A 19,362-nucleotide genomic window follows, 5' to 3' on the forward strand; every position below is an offset into this window, starting at 1 on the left:
ATTTGCTGCACATCAATCGTGCAAGGGCGCGCCGAATTTGAAAGGGCGGGGCGTTTTGATCGTCGCACACGCCCGACGATAGAACTGCCATTTTCATCCATCCTATCTGCTCGGACACTTCCGCATAGTCGGTCACTGTGAACGACATCAGCAAACTCGGTGGGAGAGATGTGATGACTGTTTTGAAGCAACTTGCGACCTGCGCAGGTGCCTTTGTTATGCTGGGGCTCAGTGCCCTGTCTGCATCCGCTGACGCGCTGGACGACATCAAGGCGGCGGGCCAGATCAAAGTGGGCATCTTTTCGGGCTTCCCGCTGTTCTCCTCGGCCAGTTCCGATCTGAGCATCCAAGGATATGACGTCGATGTTGCGAATTTCATTGCGGAGAAGATGGGGGTAGAAGACAATCTGGTCAGCGTGACTGGTCAGAACCGCATCCCTCTGCTGAATGATGGGCGTGTCGATATCCTGCTCAGCGTTGGCTATAGCGACGAACGCGCCCAGGTGATCGACTACGCAGCGGCCTATGCGCCTTCCTAAGTTGCGGTCATTGGTCCGGTGGTCATGACGGTTGAAGGGCCGGATGATTTGGCCGGTAAGACCGTCGCGGTCGACCGGGGTACGCTGGAGGCACGTCGCTGACCGAGGTGGCCGCTGAGGACACCGAGGTCGGCCGTTTCGACAATTATAGCGCGGTCAATAGGCCTTCATCTCGGGTCAAGCCGACCCGATGGTCGTCGGCAACGATGTGGGCGCACAGGTTCTGGCCCGGCAGGAGGCGCTTGCCCCGGAGCAGAAGTTCCAGCTTTTGACCTCGCCGTCGCGGGTGGCACTCAACAAGGACGAAGAACCGTTTAAAGCCGTCTTGGATGAAGCCATTGGGTAAATGCTATCCTCGGGGGCATTGAATGCGGCGTCCGAGAAATGGCTGAGCACGCCGCTCGATCCGGCCAATCTGAACGCGGAGTGATCTGAAGGGGCTTTGCCTTGACGCCCGACATCGCTTGGGAGGCGCTGGCGGCTATCGGTCGCCGCGCCTCGACCACGTTGATGCTGATCGCGATCACGACCGTTATCGGGGTGATCCTCAGCATCTGTCTCGCTGCGGCCAAGCGCAGTGGCCTGCGGCTTCTGCGGGCTGACGTGGTGGCCTATGTCGAAGTGATCCGCAACACACCCTTTCTGGTGCAGCTGTTTTTCATCTTCTTCGGACTGCCCGCAATCGGGCTTCGGCTGGACCCGATGGCTGCGGCGTTACTGGCGATGACCCTGAACATGATCGCCTACACGACCGAAGTGATTGGCGCCGGGCTGGACGCGGTGCCCGATGGTCAGCGCGATGCGGCCAAGGCGCTCGGGCTGCGGCCCTATGTGAGTTTCGGGAAAATCATCCTGCCGCAAGCGATGGTCTTGATCTATCCCGCACTCGTCAGCCAGATCATCATCATGATGCCGGAATCAGCCGTCGTGTCGCAGATCGCCGTGCGCGAGCTCACCCATGAGGCCGAGCTGTGGCAGGCACGCACCTTCCGCGCCTTCGAGACTTATCTCACCATCGCTCTGGTCTATCTGGCCATGTCTCTCGCGCTGAGGCGCACGCTGGTCTACCTGGGCAAACGCCATCTGGCGGCGGGGATCACATGATCGAGTTCAGCAACTGGGACATCCTGCGCAACTTGCTCCTCGCCGCCCGCTGGACGATTGTGCTATCTTTTGTAACCTTTGTCGGCGGCGGGGTCGTCGGCCTGATCATCATGTCGATGCGCATCTCCAAGCGCAAACTGCTGCGCCGCGCGGCCGCGGCATCAATCGGCTTGTTTTAGGGCACCCCGCTTTTGCTGCAGCTCTCCATGATTTTTTTCGGCTTTCCCATGATCGACGTTAGGATCGAAGCCTCGACTGTCGCAGCCCTTGGTCTGACCTTCTATGCCAGTGCTTTTCCGGGTGAGATCTGGCGTGGCGGGGTGGCGGCTGTTGACGAGTGCCAATGGGATGGCAGCACCGCACTGGGTCTGCTTGGAGCCAGCAAATGCGGCTGGTGATCCTGCCGCAGGCGCTGTCCTACGTGCGCGCGCCGACGGTCGGGTTTCTGGTCCAGCTCATCAAGGCAACTGCCGTCACCTCGATCATCGGTTTCGAGAAACTGGTGCGCGTCTCGGGCGTAATCAACAATGCCACCTTCGAGCCCTTCAAGGTCTACGGGATGGTTGCAGTGATCTTCTTCTGTCTGTGCTTTCCACTGACCTGGTACGCCCGTTTTCTGGAGAAACGTGCCGAGAGACAGAGGTAGGTCGGCCGAGGCCATGCGCTTGTTCAGCATTGACCATCGCGCAAATCAGAACACCTCAAGAGAGGAACAGGATGATGAGGATCACATGCGCACGGGTTTGATGTTTCTCCTGATGATGGCCGCAGCTCCACCCGCAGCTGCTTTGGACTTGAAAGAAACCGGGCGATACGATCTCAACCGCCCGGCCAGCCTCGATTATGATCCCACATTCTGTGGCTTGTGGATCGCGAATGAGGGGCCAGAAGCGGTGTTGGTGACCCTGCAGGGCGACGAGTTGCGGCGGGTGAGCAGTGATCTCTTTCGGATCAAGGCAATCTCACTCGAGGGTGATCACCTGCTTGTCGGGGATGGCTCTGGCAAGCTGCAGAGACTGACGAAAGATGGTGAAGCCTTGGGGCCACCTTTCACCCTAGACGGTGGGTTCGCGGACACCGAGGGCATTGCAATCGCCGCGAATGGAGACATCGTGACGGTCGAGGACGACCCTGAGCGCTTGTCCTGGTTCAGCCCAACTGGCACGCTGAAGACCCAGATGAATACGATGGAATTGTCGCCACCGCTGAGCGAGGCGCAGGGGATCGCGATCGATCCGCGCACCGGTCACCTCCTGATCGTCGATGATTGGGAAGGGTCCAACAGCCTGTATGAATTTGCGGCCGACGGGGAGCTTTTGGCGCAAGCGAGCCTGCTGGAATACGGCAACGACCCCGAGGGGATCGCCATCCGGCCCGGGTCCGATCAGCTGTTCATCGCGTTTGACGGCGGCGCGCAAATTGTGACATTCGACTACACGCCCACGCTGCCACTGGGTGCCGCGCCCTTGCCGCCGGGCGCCGATTGCATGATGTTTTGAGCTCGCCCAGATCGTGCTCGAGCAGATGGCGGCGGCTGGTCTTGCTGCGCATCAGTGGAAGCTTGGTTGTCCCCGTCATCGCGCCGACTGAAAGCAGTTGGACACGAAGTCACTGAACAATTCGATCTTCATTGCTGAGCGCGCTTCGGGTGGATAGACGAACCAAATTGGCGCATCGGGCGCCCAGAGCGATCCCGGCGAAACTTCGACGAGACGCCCGCTGTCCAGTTCATCCTTGACGGCAAGCCGTGATTTGATGCCGAGGCCCAGACCGCGCACGACCGCATCGGTGAGCGTGTCGGAGTTTGACACGAGCACACTGGACCGGACCGTAACATCTCTGCGTCTGCCCTTGGCATCGGCCAGCGCGATCCTCGTCTGCCATGGCAAGCACACCCACGGATAGTCGAGCGTGCTTCGGCCATCCTGCGGCGTACCGTAGCGGGACAAGAACTCCGGCGCGGCACAGATGATGCGCTGGTTGTCGCAGAGCTTTCGGGCGACGAGGGCGCTGTCGGAGAGAGTGCCCACGCGAATTGCGCAATCCTGCCCTTCCGTAGACAGAGAAACGAAACGATCCACGGCCAGGAAATCAAACGTCAGCTTTGGATGCTTTTGCTGAAAGGCGGGCAGGGCGGGCAGGACAAAGCGGGACAGGATCCAGGGCGACATAGTTACCCGGATGCGACCGGCTAACTCGGCCAGCCCACTTCCCGCGTCACGTTCCGCCTGAACGAGATCGGCAAGAATGTTCTGGGTGCGCTCAAAGAAGATCTGCCCTTCGTGGGTCAATTTCAACATGCGGCTATTGCGATGAAACAGAGTGAGTTTCAGCGCTGTTTCAAGCTTGTTCAGCCGATGGCTGGCCGTCGCGGGCGAGATGCCAACCCTCCGGGCACCGGAGGTTACGCCCTCGGCCTCCGCGATAGCGACAAAGGTCCTGAGATCATCAATTGAATACATTCGATATTTTCGAACACTGGTTTCTGAATCTGACGCCTTCATTTAACCAGTTCAACTGTCGTACTCCAGATGCAACGTAATGGAGGAGATAGTCATGCTACGCTTGCTCAGCGCCACCGCCACAGTTGTTGCTCTTGTCGGCCCGGTCGCCGCAGGGGGTTTGGAGACATATCTGGAGTTTCCCAAAGATATGCCGCCCGGCAATCTGGCCATTGGCCCCGACGGCCGAATGTTCATGTCTGTTCACGAGTTTTACGGTCCGGAGTTACGCGTGGTCGAGGTGATGCCGGACGGCAGCACCAAGCCATATCCGACAGAGACTTGGGCCCGCGCGCCGCAACAGGACGCGGACGGCTTGCGGGGCGTTTTGGGCCTGCGCGCGGACCGCGAAGGTATTCTCTGGATGCTCGACGGACAAGGTGAGGGGCAGACCGGGCGAGTTGTCGGTTGGAACACGAACACCGAAGAGTTGCACGCGATTTACTATGTTGGTCAGCCCGCAGCGCGTCCGACATCGTTTCTGAACGATCTGGCGGTCGACCGAGAGCATGAAGCGATCTATATCTCGGACACCGGTGATGGTGCGAACTCCGCCATCATCGTGATCGACATGACCACCGGTCGCGCGCGCCGGGCGCTCGAAGGCAGCCGCTTCACAGTTCCGGAAGACACGCCAATGATCATCGACGGGCGCGAGATCAAGCTCGGGGACAATCCCGCGAAGATTGGCATCAACCCGATCACGATCGATCCGACCAACACCTGGGTGTATTTTGCGCCGATGACCGCGAGTGCGATGTACCGCGTCCGCACCGCAGATCTGCTGGACGAGAGCCTGAGCGATGACGGGCTGGCGGCAAAGGTCGAGCGCTACGGCAACAAGGTCATCTCTGACGGCTCCACCATTGACGCCGATGGCAATGTCTACATCACCGCGATGACCGACAACGCCATCGGCGTGACCAAGCCGGACGGCACATATGAGGTGCTGTTCCAGTCCGATGAGGATTTGCCCTGGCCGGACGGGTTTTCCATGGGCATCGACGGGTATGTTTATGCCACGATCAACGAGTTGCACCGCTCTCCTGTGCTGAACGGCGGCGAGGATGCGTCGCTTGGCACCTACCGCATCGTGCGCTTCCCCGCGCTTGGACCGGCCATCAACGGAAGGTAATGGGCATGCTGTATCGTCTGGACTTTACGGTGGAATACGACGCCACAATGCAACAGCAGGGCCTGCTCGGCGTCTGGGCCGAGGAAGCCGAGGCTGCGCTAGGTGCGAAATCTGCCGGAGTGGTGAAAGACCTTTGGAAAGTCGTGGGCGAGCGCAAGGTCCTCGCCATTGTCGATGTCGCGTCGCCTGATGCGCTGGATCAGATCCTGTTCGATCTGCCGATCATGCAGAAGATGGGTCACCATGTTCAGGTCGATGTGAAGTCGCTTCGGCGCTACGAAGACTTTGCAGCCGACGTCAAGGACCGGATCGGCCGCTAGGGAGGCGGTTTCGAACGAGCAGCATGGTCTTACAGCGGACGATAGGCTTTGGGCGGCCCGCGGCGAAACGGCATCAGCTCCAGGCGCATAGCCGGTCGCATTTGACGTCAGCCGCCAGAGCGCATTGCGAAAGTGCCAAGACGATGGACCTGAGTTCTGAGAGGCCGTGCACTCAGTTGCCGGTCTCTCGCACATCCAACGCGTCCCGCAGCCCATCGCCGACAAAGTTGATTGCCAGAACAACCAGCATGATGGCGACACCTGGGTAGACGCCAAGCCACCAGGCTTGCGAGATGAAGCTGCGGCCATCTGCCAGGATCAGCCCCCACGTCGGTGTGTTCGGTCCTACGCCGAGCCCCAGGAACGACAGCGACGCCTCGCCAAGAATAGCGTAAGAGACGCTCACGGTGGCCTGTACGATGATGGGGGCCAGGGCGTTGGGCAGGATGTGTCGGAACATGATCCGCGCATCGGAAAACCCCTGGACGCGGGCCGCATCGATGAATTGTTCTTCCTTCAGGGTCAGCACCATGGACCGCGCGATGCGGGCAAAGTCGTCCAGGAAAGCCAGCGCAATGGCCACGATGACATTCAGCAACCCGGTCCCGAAAACCGCGACCAGATAGACGGCGATGATGAAGTTGGGGAAGGCCCACTGCAGATCGATGTAGCGCATGATGATGTTGTCGATCCAGCCGCCGTAGTAACCCGCCAGCACGCCAAGCGCCACACCCGCCACCAGCGCAAGCGCGACCGTGGAGACGCCGACCAGCAAGGAAATCTGCGTGCCCCAGATGATCCGTGACAGCAGATCACGCCCCAGATCGTCGGTGCCCAGCCAATGTTTCGCCGAGGGGCTGTTCATCATGTCCAGCGTCATCTCGTTGGGGTCGAACGGCGCGATCAGCGGGGCAAGCAGAGCGGTCAGCAGAAAGAAGACGAGAATGACGAGGCCAACCTGCGCCTTTCGGTCGCGCGCAAATGTGCTGCGCAACCGAGACTTCGGCGGGACGGTTTCGGGGAGGTCGAGGTTGCCTGTGGATGCGTCGGTCATCAGGAATACCGGATTCTGGGGTCAATGACCGCGTAGAGGATATCGACCGCGAGATTTGAGAGCACAAAGAAGGCCGAGACGACCAGCACCGCGCCCTGCACAACCGGATAGTCCCGGTTCTGAATGCCCTGGATCAGGACACGGCCCAGCCCCTTGATGGCAAAAACGTTCTCTACCACCACGGCGCCGGAGATCAGCAGCGCAAAGGCGATCCCGATCACGGTCACAACGGGGATCAGCGCGTTGGGAAACGCGTGGCGCAACATCTGAGCGCGTACCGTGAGGCCTTTGGAGGCTGCAGTGCGCATGTAGTCGGCCTTCATCACCTCCAGCATGGAGGAGCGGATCATCCGCGCGATAATTGCGGAGAAACCGGTTCCGATGGCAATTGACGGCAGGATCAGGTGGCTCAGCCACGGCCAGAACCCTTCGGACAGCGGTGCATATCCGATTGCGGGCAGCCATTGCAGGTTGGCGGCGAAGACAATGATGAGCAGGATCGCCAGCCAGAAATCGGGCATCGACAAACCCAGAAAGGCAAAGAGAGACACGGTCGTATCGGTGGCCGTATTCTTGCGTGTGGCCGATAGGATGCCTGCCGGGATGGCAATGGCGAGGGCGATGACAAACGACAGGAAGGCGAGCGACAGTGTCCGCGGTAGGGCCTCGAGCAGGATCGTCGAGACCGGCTGGTTGTTGCCGTAAAGCGACGCCCCGAGGTCGCCCTGCAGCATCGCGGTGAACCACTTCCAGAACTGTACGATGAGCGGTTGATCGAGACCAAGCCTGCGGATCATGGCCTCGCGCGCCTCGGGGCTGCCGCTGTCCGCGAGCATGGCGGCAATCGGATCACCGGGCACAAGGCGGATCATGAAGAAGACAAGCGTCGCCACCGCAAGCATGACGAGCGCCGATCCGATCAGGCGTCTGAGGATGTATGATGCCATGAGATGTCGGGCGGGCCCGGGTGGCCCGCCCGCCTTTCGTTCAATCAGGCCAGCGAGATGCGATCAAGCTCATGCAGCCCGGGAATGCGCGCGTCTTCGGGCACGTTTACCGCGGTGCCGTGTACAAGCACATCGACCGGGTGATAGAGGAACGCGCAGGCCACCTTGTTGGACGTGATCGCATTCGCCTGTTGCACGAGTGCGCGCCGGGCTTCTGGGTCCGCGGTCACCGATTGCTGGTCGACCAATGCGTCGGTTTCCGCCTCGCTCCAGAAGCCGAAGGGCATCATCTCCTTGTCGCGGTCCGGGCCGTTGAATTTCGACGCGGTCTGCATCCAGTCGACCAAGCCGTCATCCGGGTCGTAGTCGCCGCCGGAACCCCCAAGGCGCAGGTCGATATCCATGGCGTTGAACTCCTCGATCCCTATGGAGAAATCTTTCGGATCGACCAGGACGTTGATGCCCAGCACCTGCTTGAGGATGTTGGCCACGACTTGGCCGTCGCGCTTGGTGTTGGGGGTGGTCTGCAGCTTCAGGTCGGGGAAGCCGGCGCCATCGGGGTAGCCTGCCTCAGCCATCAGCGCCTTTGCACCCTCGGGGTCAAAGGCCTGTTCGGATGTTTCCGCCAGCCCGTCGTCGAAGAAAAAGCTCATGGCCGGGTTGATCGTGCCATGCGCTGGAATGCCAAAGCCGAAGCGGCCCTGCTGGACGAAGAGATCGCGATCAAGCGCCTTGGCGATGGCCAGCCGCACCATGAAGCCCTTGTCCTGCTTCAACTCTTCCAGCGACTTGTCGAAGTCGGTCACTTTCATGGACTCGTGCCACGGGTTGATCCAGACAGACTGGAAGCCGGGCGCCGGCTTCACGTCGACCACCAGATCGGGGTTCGACCGCATCCGGTCGATCAGTTGCGACGGGAAGGGATTGCCGCCGACATATTGGATATCACCGGACTCAAGGGCTGCCGCCAAGGGCTCGACCCCATCGACGGGCTGGATTGTGATCTTGTCGAGCTTGGGGCGGTCGGGGTCGTAGTAGTCTGCAAACTTCTCCAGCACGACGGCCTGGCCGAGCGTGTGCGACGTCACCTTGTAAGGCCCCGTCCCGATAGGCGTGATGCCGTATTGCGCCGTTCCGAGCGCTTCCAGACCGCCGCGGGACACGATGGTCATCGCCCGGCCGGACGCGCGTTCCAGCGCTTTTGTCATGAAGGAGGCTTGCGGCTGCTTGAGGATGAACTTCACTTCGAAATCGTTCAATTTCTGCAATTCGGCCACATTCGCGATCACGCGGCTGTGGCGGGACTTTTCCGGATCGCTTGAGCGCTCGAAGGTAAAGACCACGTCGTCCGCGTTGAAGGCGTCGCCGTTGTGGAAGGTCACACCTTCGCGCAGCTTGATCGTGTATTCCAAACCGTCGTCGCTGACCTCCCAGCTCTCGGCGAGATCGCCCTGCGCGACCAGGTTGTTGTCGATGTGCATGAGGCCGCCATAGATGTTCGACGCGATCTGGAATTGCAGAACCTGACCGATCTGAGCTGGGTCGAGCGTTGTGATCTCGCCCACCCCGGCCCAGGCGCAGTTCAACTCGCCACCGCCGTGTCCGTCCGCCATCGCCGCGCGCGGGCGCAGTCCCGGCAGAACCTGCGCCAGGCTCAACGCACCACCGGCTGCAAGCAGGCGCAAGGTCGTGCGCCGTGTCATCTTGCTGCCGCGCAGGTCGTCCTTGCTCAGTCCAAACAGCGGATCGCGAGGATCGAAGTCATATGCGTCCCGCAGTTCGGCCTCGGCGCGTTTGATAACATCTTTCTCTGTCATGGGTCTCTCCTGTTGGTGGTAGTTTTTTCATTCAATTGTTGTGTTGCGATGCTGCTGCGTGACAGGCGGCAACATGGCCGGGTCTGAGCAACTCGGCTGCCGGAACCGTCCTTCTGCATACATCCATTGCGATGGGGCAGCGGGGATGGAACACGCAGCCTGATGGCGGATCGAGCGGGCTGGGCACTTCGCCTTTGAGCGTCACGTGGTCCCTTGTGCTTTCAGACAGCGGGTCAGGGTTGGGCACCGCGTCTATCAACGCCTGCGTGTAGGGGTGCTGAGGATTGGCAAAGAGTTCTTCGGAACTTGCACTCTCCATCACCCGCCCAAGGTACATGACCGCAACTCTGTCGCAGAGATGGCGCACGATTGACAGGTCATGGCCGATGAAGAGGTATGTCAGGTCGAGACGCGCCCGCAGGTCTTCCAGCAAGTTGATGATCTGCGCCTGGATCGAGACGTCGAGCGCGGAAACCGCTTCGTCACAGACGATCAGATCTGGCTCAAGTGCAAGGGCTCGCGCGATCCCGACGCGTTGACGCTGTCCGCCGGACATCTGGTGAGGGTAGAGGTCGACAAAACGCTCCGACAGCCCGCAGAGCCCCATCAATTCAACCACACGCTCCCGTATGTTTCCCCGATACGCATGGACGGCCAAGACCTCGGCAATGATCGCCTCCGCTTTCATTCGGGGGTTCAATGAGGAGAACGGGTCCTGGAAAACGGCGGCAACCCGTTTGCGATAGGGCGCCAGCGATCTGCCCTTGAGATCAGTGATATTCTTGCCATCAAACCAGATCGCACCTTCCGTGGCGTCGACCAGCCGCAGCACGGTTCGGGCCAGAGTCGTCTTGCCGCAGCCGGACTCACCCACGAGGCCAAACGCCTCACCGCGGTTGAGCGAAAGCGTCACGTTCTCGACGGCTTTCACCTCGGAGACCTTCCGTTGCAACACACCCCTCCGTACGGGAAAATGCACCGAAACACCCTCGATCCTCAGAATCGGCTGGCCCATCAGGATGCTTCCCGCTTTTCAGAAGCGAGGGGATAGTGGCAGGCGGTCTTGCCGTCGAAGCGAGGCACCTCGGTGCGGCATCTCTCCTGAGCATACTGGCACCGTGGGTGGAACCTGCATCCGCTTATGGTCGTGAAGGGGTCTGCTGGGTTGCCCATGATCGGCTGCAACGGCTCTCTGCGGCTTTGGTCCAGCCGCGGAACGGAGCGCAGGAGTCCTTGCGTGTAGGGATGATGCGGCGCGTGGTACACATCGGCTGCAGAGCCGGTTTCCACGATCCGCCCGCCGTACATCACATTTACCCGGTCTGCATAGCGTGCGACGATCCCGAGGTTGTGCGTGATCAGGATCAGCGCCGTTTTGTGCTCGCGGCAAATCCCGGCCATCAGATCGAGGATCTGCGCTTGGATGGTGACGTCCAGCGCGGTGGTTGGCTCATCCGCGATGATGAGCTTGGGTGACGCCGCGAGTGCGATTGCAATCATCACGCGCTGCCGCATTCCGCCTGAGAAGTGATGCGGATATTGGCGCATTCGTCGTTCGGCATCGGCCACGCCCACTTCGTTCAACAGCGAAATCGCCCGCTGCCGCGCCTCTGCTTTGGAGAGGCCAAGGTTCTCTTCGATGCTCTCCGTGATCTGGCTGCCGATCGTGCGGACCGGGTTGAGGGACGTCATGGGTTCCTGAAACACCATCGACATGTCGCGCCCACGCCGTTGACGCATCTGTTCGGGCGACAGGTCCACAAGGTCGGTCCCATCCATCCTGATCGAACCGGACGCGATCCGCAGATCGCTCGACAGCAGACCCATGACGGCAAGGGAAGACAGAGATTTGCCCGACCCGGATTCCCCAACGATTGCCAGAGTTTCGCCGGGCGCCACGGTGTATGACAGATCATCCACCAGCTTTGTTGTCACACCGTCGGACTGGTGTTCAACCGTCAAGTTTTCAATTTCCAGCAGGTTCATGGATGCCGTCCGGCAGGTAACAAGTTAATGCTGAGTTAGCTTGTTGGATGCTGATTGACAGTTTCTTAGGCGCCAAAACCCGGCTCACGAAGTTGTTTGAGCCTGTTTTATATGCAGAAATTTTCGCGCGCGCTGTGGATGCATTTTATTTGGGCGCCTGTCTGGTAGTCTGTTGCTGATATCCTGGTTTAGGATGGCATAGCCGCGACGGCGTGGTGTTGCCCCTCAAGATGTCAGATGCTGTCACACCAGATCGGAAGAGGTGCACCATGACCTATTCAATCGTTGCTCGACATTCGGAAACCGGCGAGATCGGCATTGCGGTGGCCAGCCGCTTCTTTGCCTGCGGTGTTCAAGTTCCATGGGTGTCGCCCACCGCTGCGGTTGCCAGTCAGGCCTTCGTCAACCCGCTCTGGGGCATCGAGGGGCTGTCGCGGCTGGACGCGGGAGAGCCGCCCGCTGATATTCTAGCCGATTTCGTGGCTCGCGATGCAGGTCAAGGTTCAAGGCAGGCGCATTTCCTCGCACCGGATGGCCAGATGATCCAGCATACAGGCTCTGATTGCGTGCCTTGGGCGGGGCATGTCTCCGCCCCCGACGTTTCGGTTGCCGGGAACATGCTTGTCGGCCCCGAAGTCATTCAGAAGACGCTGGTGAGTTTCCTTGACCACCCGGAGTTGCCCTTTGCCGACAGGTTGCTGACCGCGATGGAGGCGGGTGAGGCTGCGGGTGGGGACAGACGTGGCCGCCAGGCCGCCGCTCTGGTGATCTTCAAGCGGCAGCCCTATCCATTGATCGACATCCGCGCCGATGACCATTCGGATCCTTTGTGGGAGCTTCGGCGGCTACTGGCCGTGAGCGATGAGCGCTACGCCTTGTTTGCGCAAGCGATGGCTACTACCGACAACTTTTCTGGCATGGTGGATCGCAGCCCTCTCGATGAAGCCATTGCTCAAATGGAGAAACATCGCAAAGAACACGGTGTCAAATCGAGATCGTTGGCTGTGGATGTGCCTTGATCCCTCGCTTTCGATGACATCGAAGCTGTCACTTTCTGTCGTTGCAGGCCGTTCTCGCGGTTGCCTGGCGCGTGTCAAGACGCAGCTGACCGCCTTTGTGCTGGTTTAAGCGCCTGCGAACGCGCTGTCTGACAGTGGAGATTTAGCCTCTTCGATAAAGGCTTCGCTGTGGTGCTCGTGGCTTTCAAAAAGACAGATGGACGAGCCTGCAATCGCGTCAAGATCGGCAGTGTACAAAGGTCAAATCGTCCAAGTGCAAAGCCGTCGCGCTGCTGACGCAGATCAACTGGAAACGAGAGCTAGATGTCGCTGCATTACAGCCGCAGTTTAATTTTTATTATACAATCGTACAAATAATTATTAGAATGATTGGCAATCGAGCGAATCGTAGGATTACGCGTGACGCCAGAATTCACCATCGAATGCCTTCTCACTGCCGATAATCACCTCGGCGAAGGACCTGTGTGGGATGTCGCTGACCAGTGTCTCTACTGGGTGGACAGCACCGGCAGGCGGGTTGGGAAGGACGCGATCTGGCGTCTTGATCCGGAGAGCGGCGAGGTCAGAAGCTGGTCACTGGATGCGGATGTTGGCGCGATGGCGTTGCGCAAGGACGGCGGGGCAGTCCTTGCCCTGTCCGATGGTTTTTACGGCTTCAATTTCGGCACAGGCGAAACCCAATTGATCGCCAAAGTTGATGATGATCCGACGCGCGCTCGGCTGAATGATGGAAAGTGCGACCGTCGGGGCCGGTTTTTCGCTGGCGGCATGGATGACCAGGAAGAGCTTGGCGTTTGCGGTCTCTGGCGGCTGGACCCCGATCTGAGCCTAACCAAAGTCGAAAGTGGGATCATTTGTTCGAATGGCCCCTGTTGGAGCCCGGACGACAGCACATTTTACTTCGCAGATACATTCAAGAACGAGATCTGGGCCTACGACTACGACATCGATACTGGCGCGGTTTCAAATCGGCGCGTCTTTGCATCCACCTCCGACGACGCAGGATTTGCCGATGGCTCAACCGTCGATGCTGAAGGCTACCTTTGGAATGCGCAGGTCATCTCGGGTGATCTTATTCGTTATGCGCCGGACGGCCAGATCGACCGGAAGATTTCGATGCCGGTCAAAAACATTACGTCTGTCATCTTCGGCGGGCCGGACCTCGACGAGATTTACGTCACATCGATGGCGCGCGTGAGCCATCCGGCAAGCCATGACAACTTCGCCGTCGAAGCGAAGCCACAATTCGCGGCAGGGGGGCTCTTTCGTATTCGCGGTCTCGGGATCCGCGGCATTGCGGAGCCCCGCTTCGCCGGCTGAGAAAACAGGGAGGAAATCATGAAACCAGCGCCTTTCGACTATCACAGGCCAGAGGACCTGCAGGGCGCGCTCGCCCTGCTGGGTGCCCACGATAGCGCGAGCATCATCGCGGGTGGGCAAAGCCTTGTGCCGATGATGAACTATCGGCTGGCACAGCCTGAGCATTTGATTGACATCAATCGCCTGTCCGAACTGGATTACATCCGCGACAATGGAGACACGATCGCAATTGGCGCGCTTGCCCGCCACGCTGTGATCCAGTCGTCCCCCTTGATTGCCAAGACTGTGCCCCTGATGGCCCACGCGTACGAGTGGATCGCACATAAGGCGGTGCGCAATCGCGGAACACTCTGTGGCAACCTCTGTCATGCTGATCCGGCCTCTGAAATGCCAGCAATAGCTCAGGTATTGGACGCCTCTCTGGTCCTTGCGCGCGACGGGTCCACACGTGACGTTGCGGCTACGGATTTCTTTGTCGGAACCTATGAAACGCTACGCGATGACGACGAGATGCTGGTGGAAGTCCGAATACCAAAACCCGCTCCACGGAGCGGCTGGGGCTTCGAGGAAGTGAGCATGCGCAAGGGTGATTTCGCTTGGGCGGCCATCGCCTGCATGCTGCGCGTGGATGGGGGCGCGCTGACAGACGTCCGCATCGCAGCTGCCGGAGTGGGTGTGGCCGCGATGCGTCTGCGCGATATCGAGGACGCCCTCTCCGGGCAAGCCCCGTCGGCTGACCTGTTCGAAGCGGTCGCAGCTACGGCAGCCGACGCGCTGGAGCCGTCGGGCTCTGGCGCCGTGACCGCCGATTACAAGCGCGATCTTGTGCGCGCTTTGGTGCCGCGTGCGCTCGCCGCGGCAGTTGATCGCGCCAGTTGAAGGGGAGGGTGACATGAAAAAGATAGCAATAGAACTGATCGTCAACGGACGTAAACGCGAGGCTACAGTCGCGCCAAGGAAACTGCTCAGTGATTTTATCAGACAGGATCTTGCCCTTCCGGGAACGCATGTGGGGTGCGAGCATGGGGTCTGCGGGGCCTGTACTATTCTTGTTGACGGCGTGGCTGTGCGCGCCTGCCTGATGTTTGCCGTTCAGGCCGATGGCGCCTCGCTCACCACCGTGGAAGGATATGGCAGTGCCGGCACACTGCATCCCATCCAGGAAGCGTTCTGGGAAGAGCACGGGCTGCAATGCGGTTTCTGTACCCCGGGCATGTTGGCCGCCGCACAGGAGTTGCTGGCCGAAAACCCAGACCCCTCGGACGCGGATATCCGCGAGGCGATCTCGGGCAATCTATGCCGCTGCACCGGCTACGAATACATCATCGACGCGATCCGCTCGGCAGCGAAGAAGCTGCGCGCTGAGCAGGCCGATGATGCATTGCAAACCGCCTGACGACCGGCAAAGGAGGAAGATCATGACTTCGCATCTGAAAAGCAACGTCATCCCGCCGAGCCGTCAGCGGGAGAAGCCACGTGCCGGGATGACCTGGATCGGCCAAAGCATGAAACGGGTGGAAGACCCACGCATTCTGGCTGGCAAAGGCGGCTATGTGGACGATGTCGTTGTGCCGGGCATGGCCCACGCCGCCATGGTCAGCAGCCCGCACGCGCACGCGCGCATTGTCTCCATTGATACGTCGAAGGCCACGGCGCTACCGGGTGTGATCGGTGTGTATACAGGCGCTGATCTCGCAACGGTTGTCGATCCGTGCCCAAGTTTCGCATCTCCTCCGGTGACCCAGCATGCCATCTGTATCGACAAGGTGCGCCATGTCGGGGAGGTGGTCGCCGCCGTTGTGGCGGAGGATCGCTATATCGCCGAAGATGCGGCGGCCCTGGTGGAGGTTGAGTGGGAGGTGCTTCCCGCGAATGTGGACATCGAGGCGGCGCTCGACGCAACGGGAGATGCCGTGCTGCACCCTGAAGATCGTGACAGCAATAGCGCGCTTGACGAGAGCTTCAGCTTCGGCCCGGTCGAAGACGATTTCGCGGGCGCGGATAAGATCATCAAGCGGCGTCTGCGCTGGAACCGGTCCTCGGCCCAGGCCATCGAAACCTGTGGTGTCGTCGCGGAGTACGATGCGTTCAAGGGCGGCTACACGATCCACGCCAACACCAACTTCTACAACTTCATTCCCTTCGTGATCGGTGGCAGCCTGCGGGTGTCCCCCGGAGAGTTGCGCCTGGTCCCGGTGCTGACCGGTGGTAGCTTCGGCTCAAAGGTCTTCATCCACAAGATCATCATCCTGACCGCTGGTCTGTCGCGGCTGGCCGGTGTGCCGGTGAAATACATTGAGGATCGGCTCGAGCATTTCACCAATTCGGACAGTCACGGCTCGGACAGGCTCTATGACTGTGAGCTGGCGGTGATGAACGATGGCACCTTCAAGTCCCTGCGGTTCACTGTTCTCGATGACTACGGCGCCTATCTCCAGTTTGGCGTTGGGACCCACGGCAATGCCATGGCCCAGGTGACCGGCCCTTACCGGATCGAAAGCTTCGCCATGCGGGTGATTGCCGTGCTGACTAACAAGTGCCAGCAGGGCCCCTATCGCGGCTTCGGCTCGGAAGTCACGAATTGGGTGATGGAACGCATGGCGGATGCGGCGGCAGAAGAGCTCGCCCGCGACCCCGTGGAGTTGCGTGAGCAGAACATGATCCAGCCGGACGAGTTTCCCTACATGATCACGACGGGGAATATCTATGACAGCGGCAACTTCCAGGAAGTCTTGTCACAGGCAAAGTCTTTGTTCGACCTTGACGGCTGGAAGCAGAAGGCCGCCGCCGCCCGCGCCGAAGGGCGCTGCGTGGGTGTCGGTGTGGCCACCTGCATGGAGCGCAGCGTATATGGCCCGACCGAATGGTGGTTTCTGAACAACAAGGAGACGCCTGGCTTCACGCTCACCTCGACGCCGGAAGGGATTTCGGCCCGGTTTGATCCCTCGGGCAAGCTCTTTGTCACGCTCAATTCCTGTATGGTGGGCACGAGCCCCGAGACCGTGGTGACCCAGGTTCTGGCGGAGCGTCTGACCGTTGCGCCCGAGGACATCGCGTTCAACTACGCCGACAGCCAGACCGGATTCAACGGCGTCGGCCCGCAGGGCAGCCGCTTTACCGCCATGGTCACCGGGGCCTGTGTCACAGCGTCGATCCGCCTTGAGGAGAAGCTGAAGCGATTTGGGGCGCACTTGCTGCAAAGGCGTCCCGAGGACCTGGAACTCCGGGGCGGTAGCGTCGCGGTCAAAGACGGGCTCGAAGATCAGGCCAAGAGTTTTGCCGAGATTGCCTTGATGTCGAGCTTCTTCCGGTTGAGCTTTCCCGATGGGGAAGAGTTCGACAGCGGGCTCGAGACGACCGCGGTCTATGACCATCCCATCTCCGCCGAACCGCACCCCGAGCGGGAGCATCTCGGCATCTTCTATCCCATTGTCGGGCATATCTGCCACATGGCGGCGGTTGAGGTTGATCCTGCGACGGGCAAGGTCGAGATCCTTGACTACGCAGCCGTACATGACAACGGCACCATCGTGAATCCGCGCACCCTTGGTGGGCAGGTTTGGGGCGGCACGGCAAATGGCATCGGTACAACCCTGACCGAGCAGTTCATCTATGACGAAGACGGGCAATTCACCAACCCCAACTTCGCGGAGTTTGCGCTGCCCTCGGCGCATGAAATGCCGACCAACCTCAAGCTCGGTCATGTCGAAACACCAAGCCCTTACACCGAATACGGGATCAAGGGCGGTGGCGAAGGCGGGCGCTTGGGTGCACCTTCTGCCCTGACGACCGCAATCGAGGATGCGCTGCGCGAAAAAGGCGTTAGGATTTCCGCACTGCCGGTGACCCCGCCCGTTCTGCGGGGTTTGATCCGGGAGGCGGAAGCGGCGCTTGCCGCAGAGTAGAAGAGAGTAGAATGGCAAACCCGAGACCGGTCATCATCACCTGCGCCATCACCGGCGCCATCCATACACCGTCGATGTCTCCGCATCTTCCGGTGACGGCTGAAGAGATTGTGGCCTCCGCCGTCGAGGCAGCCGAGGCAGGTGCAACCGTCCTGCATCTCCACGGGCGTGACGAGGAGACAGGACGGCCGGACCAGAGCGTGGCGGCGTTTCAGCGCATCGTCGGCCCTCTGGCTGCGGCGACTGATGCGGTGCTCAACCTGACCACCGGTGGCAGCCCTTACATGACAGCAGCCGAGCGTGTCGCGCCCGCGCGTGAACTGGCGCCACAGCTCGCCTCGCTCAACATGGGATCGATGAATATGGGGCTCTTCCCGATGCTGAAGCGCCACTCGGATTTCCGGCATGATTGGGAGCGAGAGCATCTGGAAAACAGCCGCGATCTGGTCTTCCGCAACAGCTATAGCGACATCTCACACATCCTGCAGGCCTGCAGTGAGAACGGGACGCGGTTCGAGTTCGAATGCTATGACACCTCCCACCTCTACAATCTGGCGCACTTTGCGGAAATCGGCGCGGTTAAGCCGCCGTTCTTCGTGCAGACGGTCTTTGGCCTGATGGGCGGGATCGGTGCGCATGTGGACGACATCACCCATATGCGCCGCACCGCCGAACGGCTCTTCGGCTCGGATCTGGTTTGGTCTGCGCTCGGCGCTGGGGCGCATCAAATGCGCGTCGCTGCGACGGTTGCTGCGTCGGGTGGGCATGTCCGTGTCGGGCTGGAGGATTCGCTTTGGTCTGGACCCGGTCGACTGGCGACATCGAATGCCGAACAGGTCCGGCAGGTGAAAACCATTCTGCAAGGCCTGGGGCTACGCGCTGCAACGCCTGAAGAGGCCGCGGAGATTCTGCAGCTTTCGCCGAAGCGGTTGGACAGGAAAGGTGCGGCGTGACGCAAGGCATGGACCGGTTGGATGAGGAGATCAGCTTGGAGACCGCCTTCGCGGCCACCCCGCCGACCCCGAAGAAGGCGTCATCGCGAAAGCCAGGGCGTCCGAAGGGGAAATCATCTGACGGGACACGCGAACGCATCCTCGATGCTGCCGAACAGCTCTTTGCGGACGAGGGTTATGACGGGGCCACGCTGCGGGATGTTGCCAACGCGGCGGACGTTCAGTTGCACGCGGTCGGGTATCACTTCGGGCCGAAGGACGCGCTTTTTGATACCGTAATCGCGCGGCGGTCCGTGATCATGACCGAACTCAGGATGGCCGCCTTGACCGCTGCCAGAGGGGCTTCGCCGGGGGCCCAGATTCCCATCGAAACGCTCGTGCGCGATTACATCAGCCCGTTTGTGCTGTCAGCGGGGGAAGGGGACAAAGGCTGGAGAACCTATGCCGCCCTGATGGGTCGCCTGGCGAACTCCCCGCTCGGCACAGAGATCATCGCCCGTCACTATGATGCGACGGCACGGGAATACCTGATCGAGTTTCGTCGCACCCTGCCGGATGTGCCCGAGGCCGACGTGATCGAGGGGTTTTCGGCCATGGTCGCTGCGATGCTGGGGCTGTGTGCCGACACGGGCCGTCCAGCCCGCCTTGGACAGTCGAAAGGCGTGGGGCGCGGGCCGTCCGAAAGCCTTGAAACACTCGTCAGGTTCCAGACGGCAGGGTTCAAGTCGCTGAGCGGCCTGACAAACAGACATGGAGCGTGAC

22 protein-coding genes are annotated in these 19,362 nt (G+C 60.4%); 16 read left to right on the forward strand and 6 right to left on the reverse strand.

What is annotated here, in order from left to right; all coding sequences use genetic code 11:
* Nucleotides 1-173: 173 nt before the first annotated feature.
* The 7 genes from ACVC7O_RS03555 (at nucleotide 174) to ACVC7O_RS03585 (ending at nucleotide 3,142) form a co-directional block, all read left to right on the forward strand.
* Nucleotides 174-539: a transporter substrate-binding domain-containing protein gene (locus ACVC7O_RS03555; protein WP_458324713.1), complete on the forward strand. Its 366-nt coding sequence runs from the start codon at nucleotides 174-176 to the stop codon at nucleotides 537-539.
* Between the two features lie 190 nt (nucleotides 540-729).
* Nucleotides 730-885, forward strand: coding sequence for a hypothetical protein (locus ACVC7O_RS03560; RefSeq protein WP_458324714.1), 156 nt, complete (start codon nucleotides 730-732; stop codon nucleotides 883-885).
* 101 nt (nucleotides 886-986) lie between these two features.
* Nucleotides 987-1,643 (forward strand): amino acid ABC transporter permease, encoded by a 657-nt coding sequence (locus ACVC7O_RS03565; protein ID WP_458324715.1) that lies wholly within the window; start codon nucleotides 987-989, stop codon nucleotides 1,641-1,643.
* Nucleotides 1,640-1,822, forward strand: a complete 183-nt coding sequence (locus ACVC7O_RS03570) for a hypothetical protein (protein WP_458324716.1) — start codon at nucleotides 1,640-1,642, stop codon at nucleotides 1,820-1,822. The genes ACVC7O_RS03565 and ACVC7O_RS03570 overlap by 4 nt, the downstream gene beginning before the upstream one ends.
* Nucleotides 1,823-1,849: 27 nt before the next feature.
* Complete coding sequence (locus ACVC7O_RS03575) at nucleotides 1,850-2,041, forward strand: hypothetical protein (RefSeq protein WP_458324717.1); 192 nt, start codon at nucleotides 1,850-1,852, stop codon at nucleotides 2,039-2,041.
* Nucleotides 2,029-2,289, forward strand: a complete 261-nt coding sequence (locus ACVC7O_RS03580; RefSeq protein ID WP_458324718.1) for a hypothetical protein — start codon at nucleotides 2,029-2,031, stop codon at nucleotides 2,287-2,289. Before ACVC7O_RS03575 ends, ACVC7O_RS03580 begins: the two co-directional genes overlap by 13 nt.
* Nucleotides 2,290-2,374: 85 nt before the next feature.
* Complete coding sequence (locus ACVC7O_RS03585; RefSeq protein WP_458324719.1) at nucleotides 2,375-3,142, forward strand: hypothetical protein; 768 nt, start codon at nucleotides 2,375-2,377, stop codon at nucleotides 3,140-3,142.
* A 75-nt stretch (nucleotides 3,143-3,217) separates the two neighbouring features.
* Here the strand turns inward: ACVC7O_RS03585 and ACVC7O_RS03590 are convergent, their stop codons facing one another.
* Nucleotides 3,218-4,147: a LysR family transcriptional regulator gene (locus tag ACVC7O_RS03590; protein ID WP_458324720.1), complete on the reverse strand. Its 930-nt coding sequence runs from the start codon at nucleotides 4,145-4,147 to the stop codon at nucleotides 3,218-3,220.
* A gap of 52 nt (nucleotides 4,148-4,199) precedes the next feature.
* Here ACVC7O_RS03590 and ACVC7O_RS03595 point away from each other — a divergent pair, with 52 nt between their 5' ends.
* Together ACVC7O_RS03595 and ACVC7O_RS03600 are read left to right on the forward strand one after the other, a co-directional pair.
* Complete coding sequence (locus tag ACVC7O_RS03595) at nucleotides 4,200-5,279, forward strand: L-dopachrome tautomerase-related protein (RefSeq protein ID WP_458324721.1); 1,080 nt, start codon at nucleotides 4,200-4,202, stop codon at nucleotides 5,277-5,279.
* A 5-nt stretch (nucleotides 5,280-5,284) separates the two neighbouring features.
* Complete coding sequence (locus ACVC7O_RS03600) at nucleotides 5,285-5,599, forward strand: muconolactone Delta-isomerase family protein (RefSeq protein ID WP_458324722.1); 315 nt, start codon at nucleotides 5,285-5,287, stop codon at nucleotides 5,597-5,599.
* Nucleotides 5,600-5,771: 172 nt separating this feature from the next.
* Here the strand turns inward: ACVC7O_RS03600 and ACVC7O_RS03605 are convergent, their stop codons facing one another.
* The 5 genes from ACVC7O_RS03605 to ACVC7O_RS03625 are packed head-to-tail and all read right to left on the reverse strand — an operon-like array spanning nucleotide 5,772 to nucleotide 11,403.
* Nucleotides 5,772-6,653, reverse strand: a complete 882-nt coding sequence (locus ACVC7O_RS03605; protein WP_458324723.1) for an ABC transporter permease — start codon at nucleotides 6,651-6,653, stop codon at nucleotides 5,772-5,774.
* The gene (locus tag ACVC7O_RS03610; RefSeq protein ID WP_458324724.1) at nucleotides 6,653-7,600 is read right to left on the reverse strand and encodes an ABC transporter permease; all 948 of its coding nucleotides are present in this window, start codon (nucleotides 7,598-7,600) and stop codon (nucleotides 6,653-6,655) included. Before ACVC7O_RS03610 ends, ACVC7O_RS03605 begins: the two co-directional genes overlap by 1 nt.
* Before the next feature lie 44 nt (nucleotides 7,601-7,644).
* Nucleotides 7,645-9,417: an ABC transporter substrate-binding protein gene (locus ACVC7O_RS03615; protein WP_458324725.1), complete on the reverse strand. Its 1,773-nt coding sequence runs from the start codon at nucleotides 9,415-9,417 to the stop codon at nucleotides 7,645-7,647.
* A 31-nt stretch (nucleotides 9,418-9,448) separates the two neighbouring features.
* Nucleotides 9,449-10,432, reverse strand: a complete 984-nt coding sequence (locus tag ACVC7O_RS03620) for an ABC transporter ATP-binding protein (RefSeq protein ID WP_458324726.1) — start codon at nucleotides 10,430-10,432, stop codon at nucleotides 9,449-9,451.
* Nucleotides 10,432-11,403: an ABC transporter ATP-binding protein gene (locus ACVC7O_RS03625; RefSeq protein WP_458324727.1), complete on the reverse strand. Its 972-nt coding sequence runs from the start codon at nucleotides 11,401-11,403 to the stop codon at nucleotides 10,432-10,434. Before ACVC7O_RS03625 ends, ACVC7O_RS03620 begins: the two co-directional genes overlap by 1 nt.
* A 269-nt stretch (nucleotides 11,404-11,672) precedes the next feature.
* Between ACVC7O_RS03625 and ACVC7O_RS03630 the strand changes: the two genes are divergently transcribed.
* From ACVC7O_RS03630 to ACVC7O_RS03660, 7 genes are all read left to right on the forward strand, one after another.
* Nucleotides 11,673-12,422, forward strand: a complete 750-nt coding sequence (locus ACVC7O_RS03630) for a DUF1028 domain-containing protein (protein WP_458324728.1) — start codon at nucleotides 11,673-11,675, stop codon at nucleotides 12,420-12,422.
* 399 nt (nucleotides 12,423-12,821) lie between these two features.
* Nucleotides 12,822-13,742 (forward strand): SMP-30/gluconolactonase/LRE family protein, encoded by a 921-nt coding sequence (locus ACVC7O_RS03635; protein WP_458324729.1) that lies wholly within the window; start codon nucleotides 12,822-12,824, stop codon nucleotides 13,740-13,742.
* 18 nt (nucleotides 13,743-13,760) lie between these two features.
* Complete coding sequence (locus tag ACVC7O_RS03640; protein WP_458324730.1) at nucleotides 13,761-14,621, forward strand: FAD binding domain-containing protein; 861 nt, start codon at nucleotides 13,761-13,763, stop codon at nucleotides 14,619-14,621.
* Between the two features lie 13 nt (nucleotides 14,622-14,634).
* Entirely contained in the window at nucleotides 14,635-15,138 is a 504-nt protein-coding gene (locus tag ACVC7O_RS03645; RefSeq protein ID WP_458324731.1) for a (2Fe-2S)-binding protein, read from the forward strand.
* A 22-nt stretch (nucleotides 15,139-15,160) separates the two neighbouring features.
* Nucleotides 15,161-17,647 carry a xanthine dehydrogenase family protein molybdopterin-binding subunit gene (locus ACVC7O_RS03650; protein WP_458324732.1) on the forward strand — a complete coding sequence of 829 codons (2,487 nt, stop codon included), beginning with the start codon at nucleotides 15,161-15,163 and terminating at the stop codon, nucleotides 17,645-17,647.
* Between the two features lie 11 nt (nucleotides 17,648-17,658).
* The gene (locus ACVC7O_RS03655; protein ID WP_458324733.1) at nucleotides 17,659-18,600 is read left to right on the forward strand and encodes a 3-keto-5-aminohexanoate cleavage protein; all 942 of its coding nucleotides are present in this window, start codon (nucleotides 17,659-17,661) and stop codon (nucleotides 18,598-18,600) included.
* A complete protein-coding gene (locus tag ACVC7O_RS03660) occupies nucleotides 18,597-19,361 on the forward strand; it encodes a TetR/AcrR family transcriptional regulator (RefSeq protein ID WP_458324734.1) in 765 nt (254 codons plus the stop codon). The genes ACVC7O_RS03655 and ACVC7O_RS03660 overlap by 4 nt, the downstream gene beginning before the upstream one ends.
* Nucleotide 19,362 lies beyond the last annotated feature (1 nt).

This window comes from Roseobacter cerffii (genome assembly GCF_054226325.1).

Bases quoted from the DNA above. Each gene is read 5' to 3' on its own strand.
- ACVC7O_RS03655 (WP_458324733.1), top strand. From the start codon at position 17,659: ATGGCAAACCCGAGACCGGTCATCATCACCTGCGCCATCACCGGCGCC.
- ACVC7O_RS03560 (WP_458324714.1), top strand. From the start codon at position 730: ATGGTCGTCGGCAACGATGTGGGCGCACAGGTTCTGGCCCGGCAGGAG.
- ACVC7O_RS03575 (WP_458324717.1), top strand. From the start codon at position 1,850: ATGATTTTTTTCGGCTTTCCCATGATCGACGTTAGGATCGAAGCCTCG.
- ACVC7O_RS03605 (WP_458324723.1), bottom strand. From the start codon at position 6,653: ATGACCGACGCATCCACAGGCAACCTCGACCTCCCCGAAACCGTCCCG.
- ACVC7O_RS03590 (WP_458324720.1), bottom strand. From the start codon at position 4,147: ATGAAGGCGTCAGATTCAGAAACCAGTGTTCGAAAATATCGAATGTAT.
- ACVC7O_RS03650 (WP_458324732.1), top strand. From the start codon at position 15,161: ATGACTTCGCATCTGAAAAGCAACGTCATCCCGCCGAGCCGTCAGCGG.
- ACVC7O_RS03580 (WP_458324718.1), top strand. From the start codon at position 2,029: ATGCGGCTGGTGATCCTGCCGCAGGCGCTGTCCTACGTGCGCGCGCCG.
- ACVC7O_RS03620 (WP_458324726.1), bottom strand. From the start codon at position 10,432: ATGGGCCAGCCGATTCTGAGGATCGAGGGTGTTTCGGTGCATTTTCCC.
- ACVC7O_RS03585 (WP_458324719.1), top strand. From the start codon at position 2,375: ATGCGCACGGGTTTGATGTTTCTCCTGATGATGGCCGCAGCTCCACCC.
- ACVC7O_RS03645 (WP_458324731.1), top strand. From the start codon at position 14,635: ATGAAAAAGATAGCAATAGAACTGATCGTCAACGGACGTAAACGCGAG.
- ACVC7O_RS03555 (WP_458324713.1), top strand. From the start codon at position 174: ATGACTGTTTTGAAGCAACTTGCGACCTGCGCAGGTGCCTTTGTTATG.
- ACVC7O_RS03570 (WP_458324716.1), top strand. From the start codon at position 1,640: ATGATCGAGTTCAGCAACTGGGACATCCTGCGCAACTTGCTCCTCGCC.
- ACVC7O_RS03630 (WP_458324728.1), top strand. From the start codon at position 11,673: ATGACCTATTCAATCGTTGCTCGACATTCGGAAACCGGCGAGATCGGC.
- ACVC7O_RS03595 (WP_458324721.1), top strand. From the start codon at position 4,200: ATGCTACGCTTGCTCAGCGCCACCGCCACAGTTGTTGCTCTTGTCGGC.
- ACVC7O_RS03640 (WP_458324730.1), top strand. From the start codon at position 13,761: ATGAAACCAGCGCCTTTCGACTATCACAGGCCAGAGGACCTGCAGGGC.
- ACVC7O_RS03600 (WP_458324722.1), top strand. From the start codon at position 5,285: ATGCTGTATCGTCTGGACTTTACGGTGGAATACGACGCCACAATGCAA.
- ACVC7O_RS03615 (WP_458324725.1), bottom strand. From the start codon at position 9,417: ATGACAGAGAAAGATGTTATCAAACGCGCCGAGGCCGAACTGCGGGAC.
- ACVC7O_RS03625 (WP_458324727.1), bottom strand. From the start codon at position 11,403: ATGAACCTGCTGGAAATTGAAAACTTGACGGTTGAACACCAGTCCGAC.
- ACVC7O_RS03610 (WP_458324724.1), bottom strand. From the start codon at position 7,600: ATGGCATCATACATCCTCAGACGCCTGATCGGATCGGCGCTCGTCATG.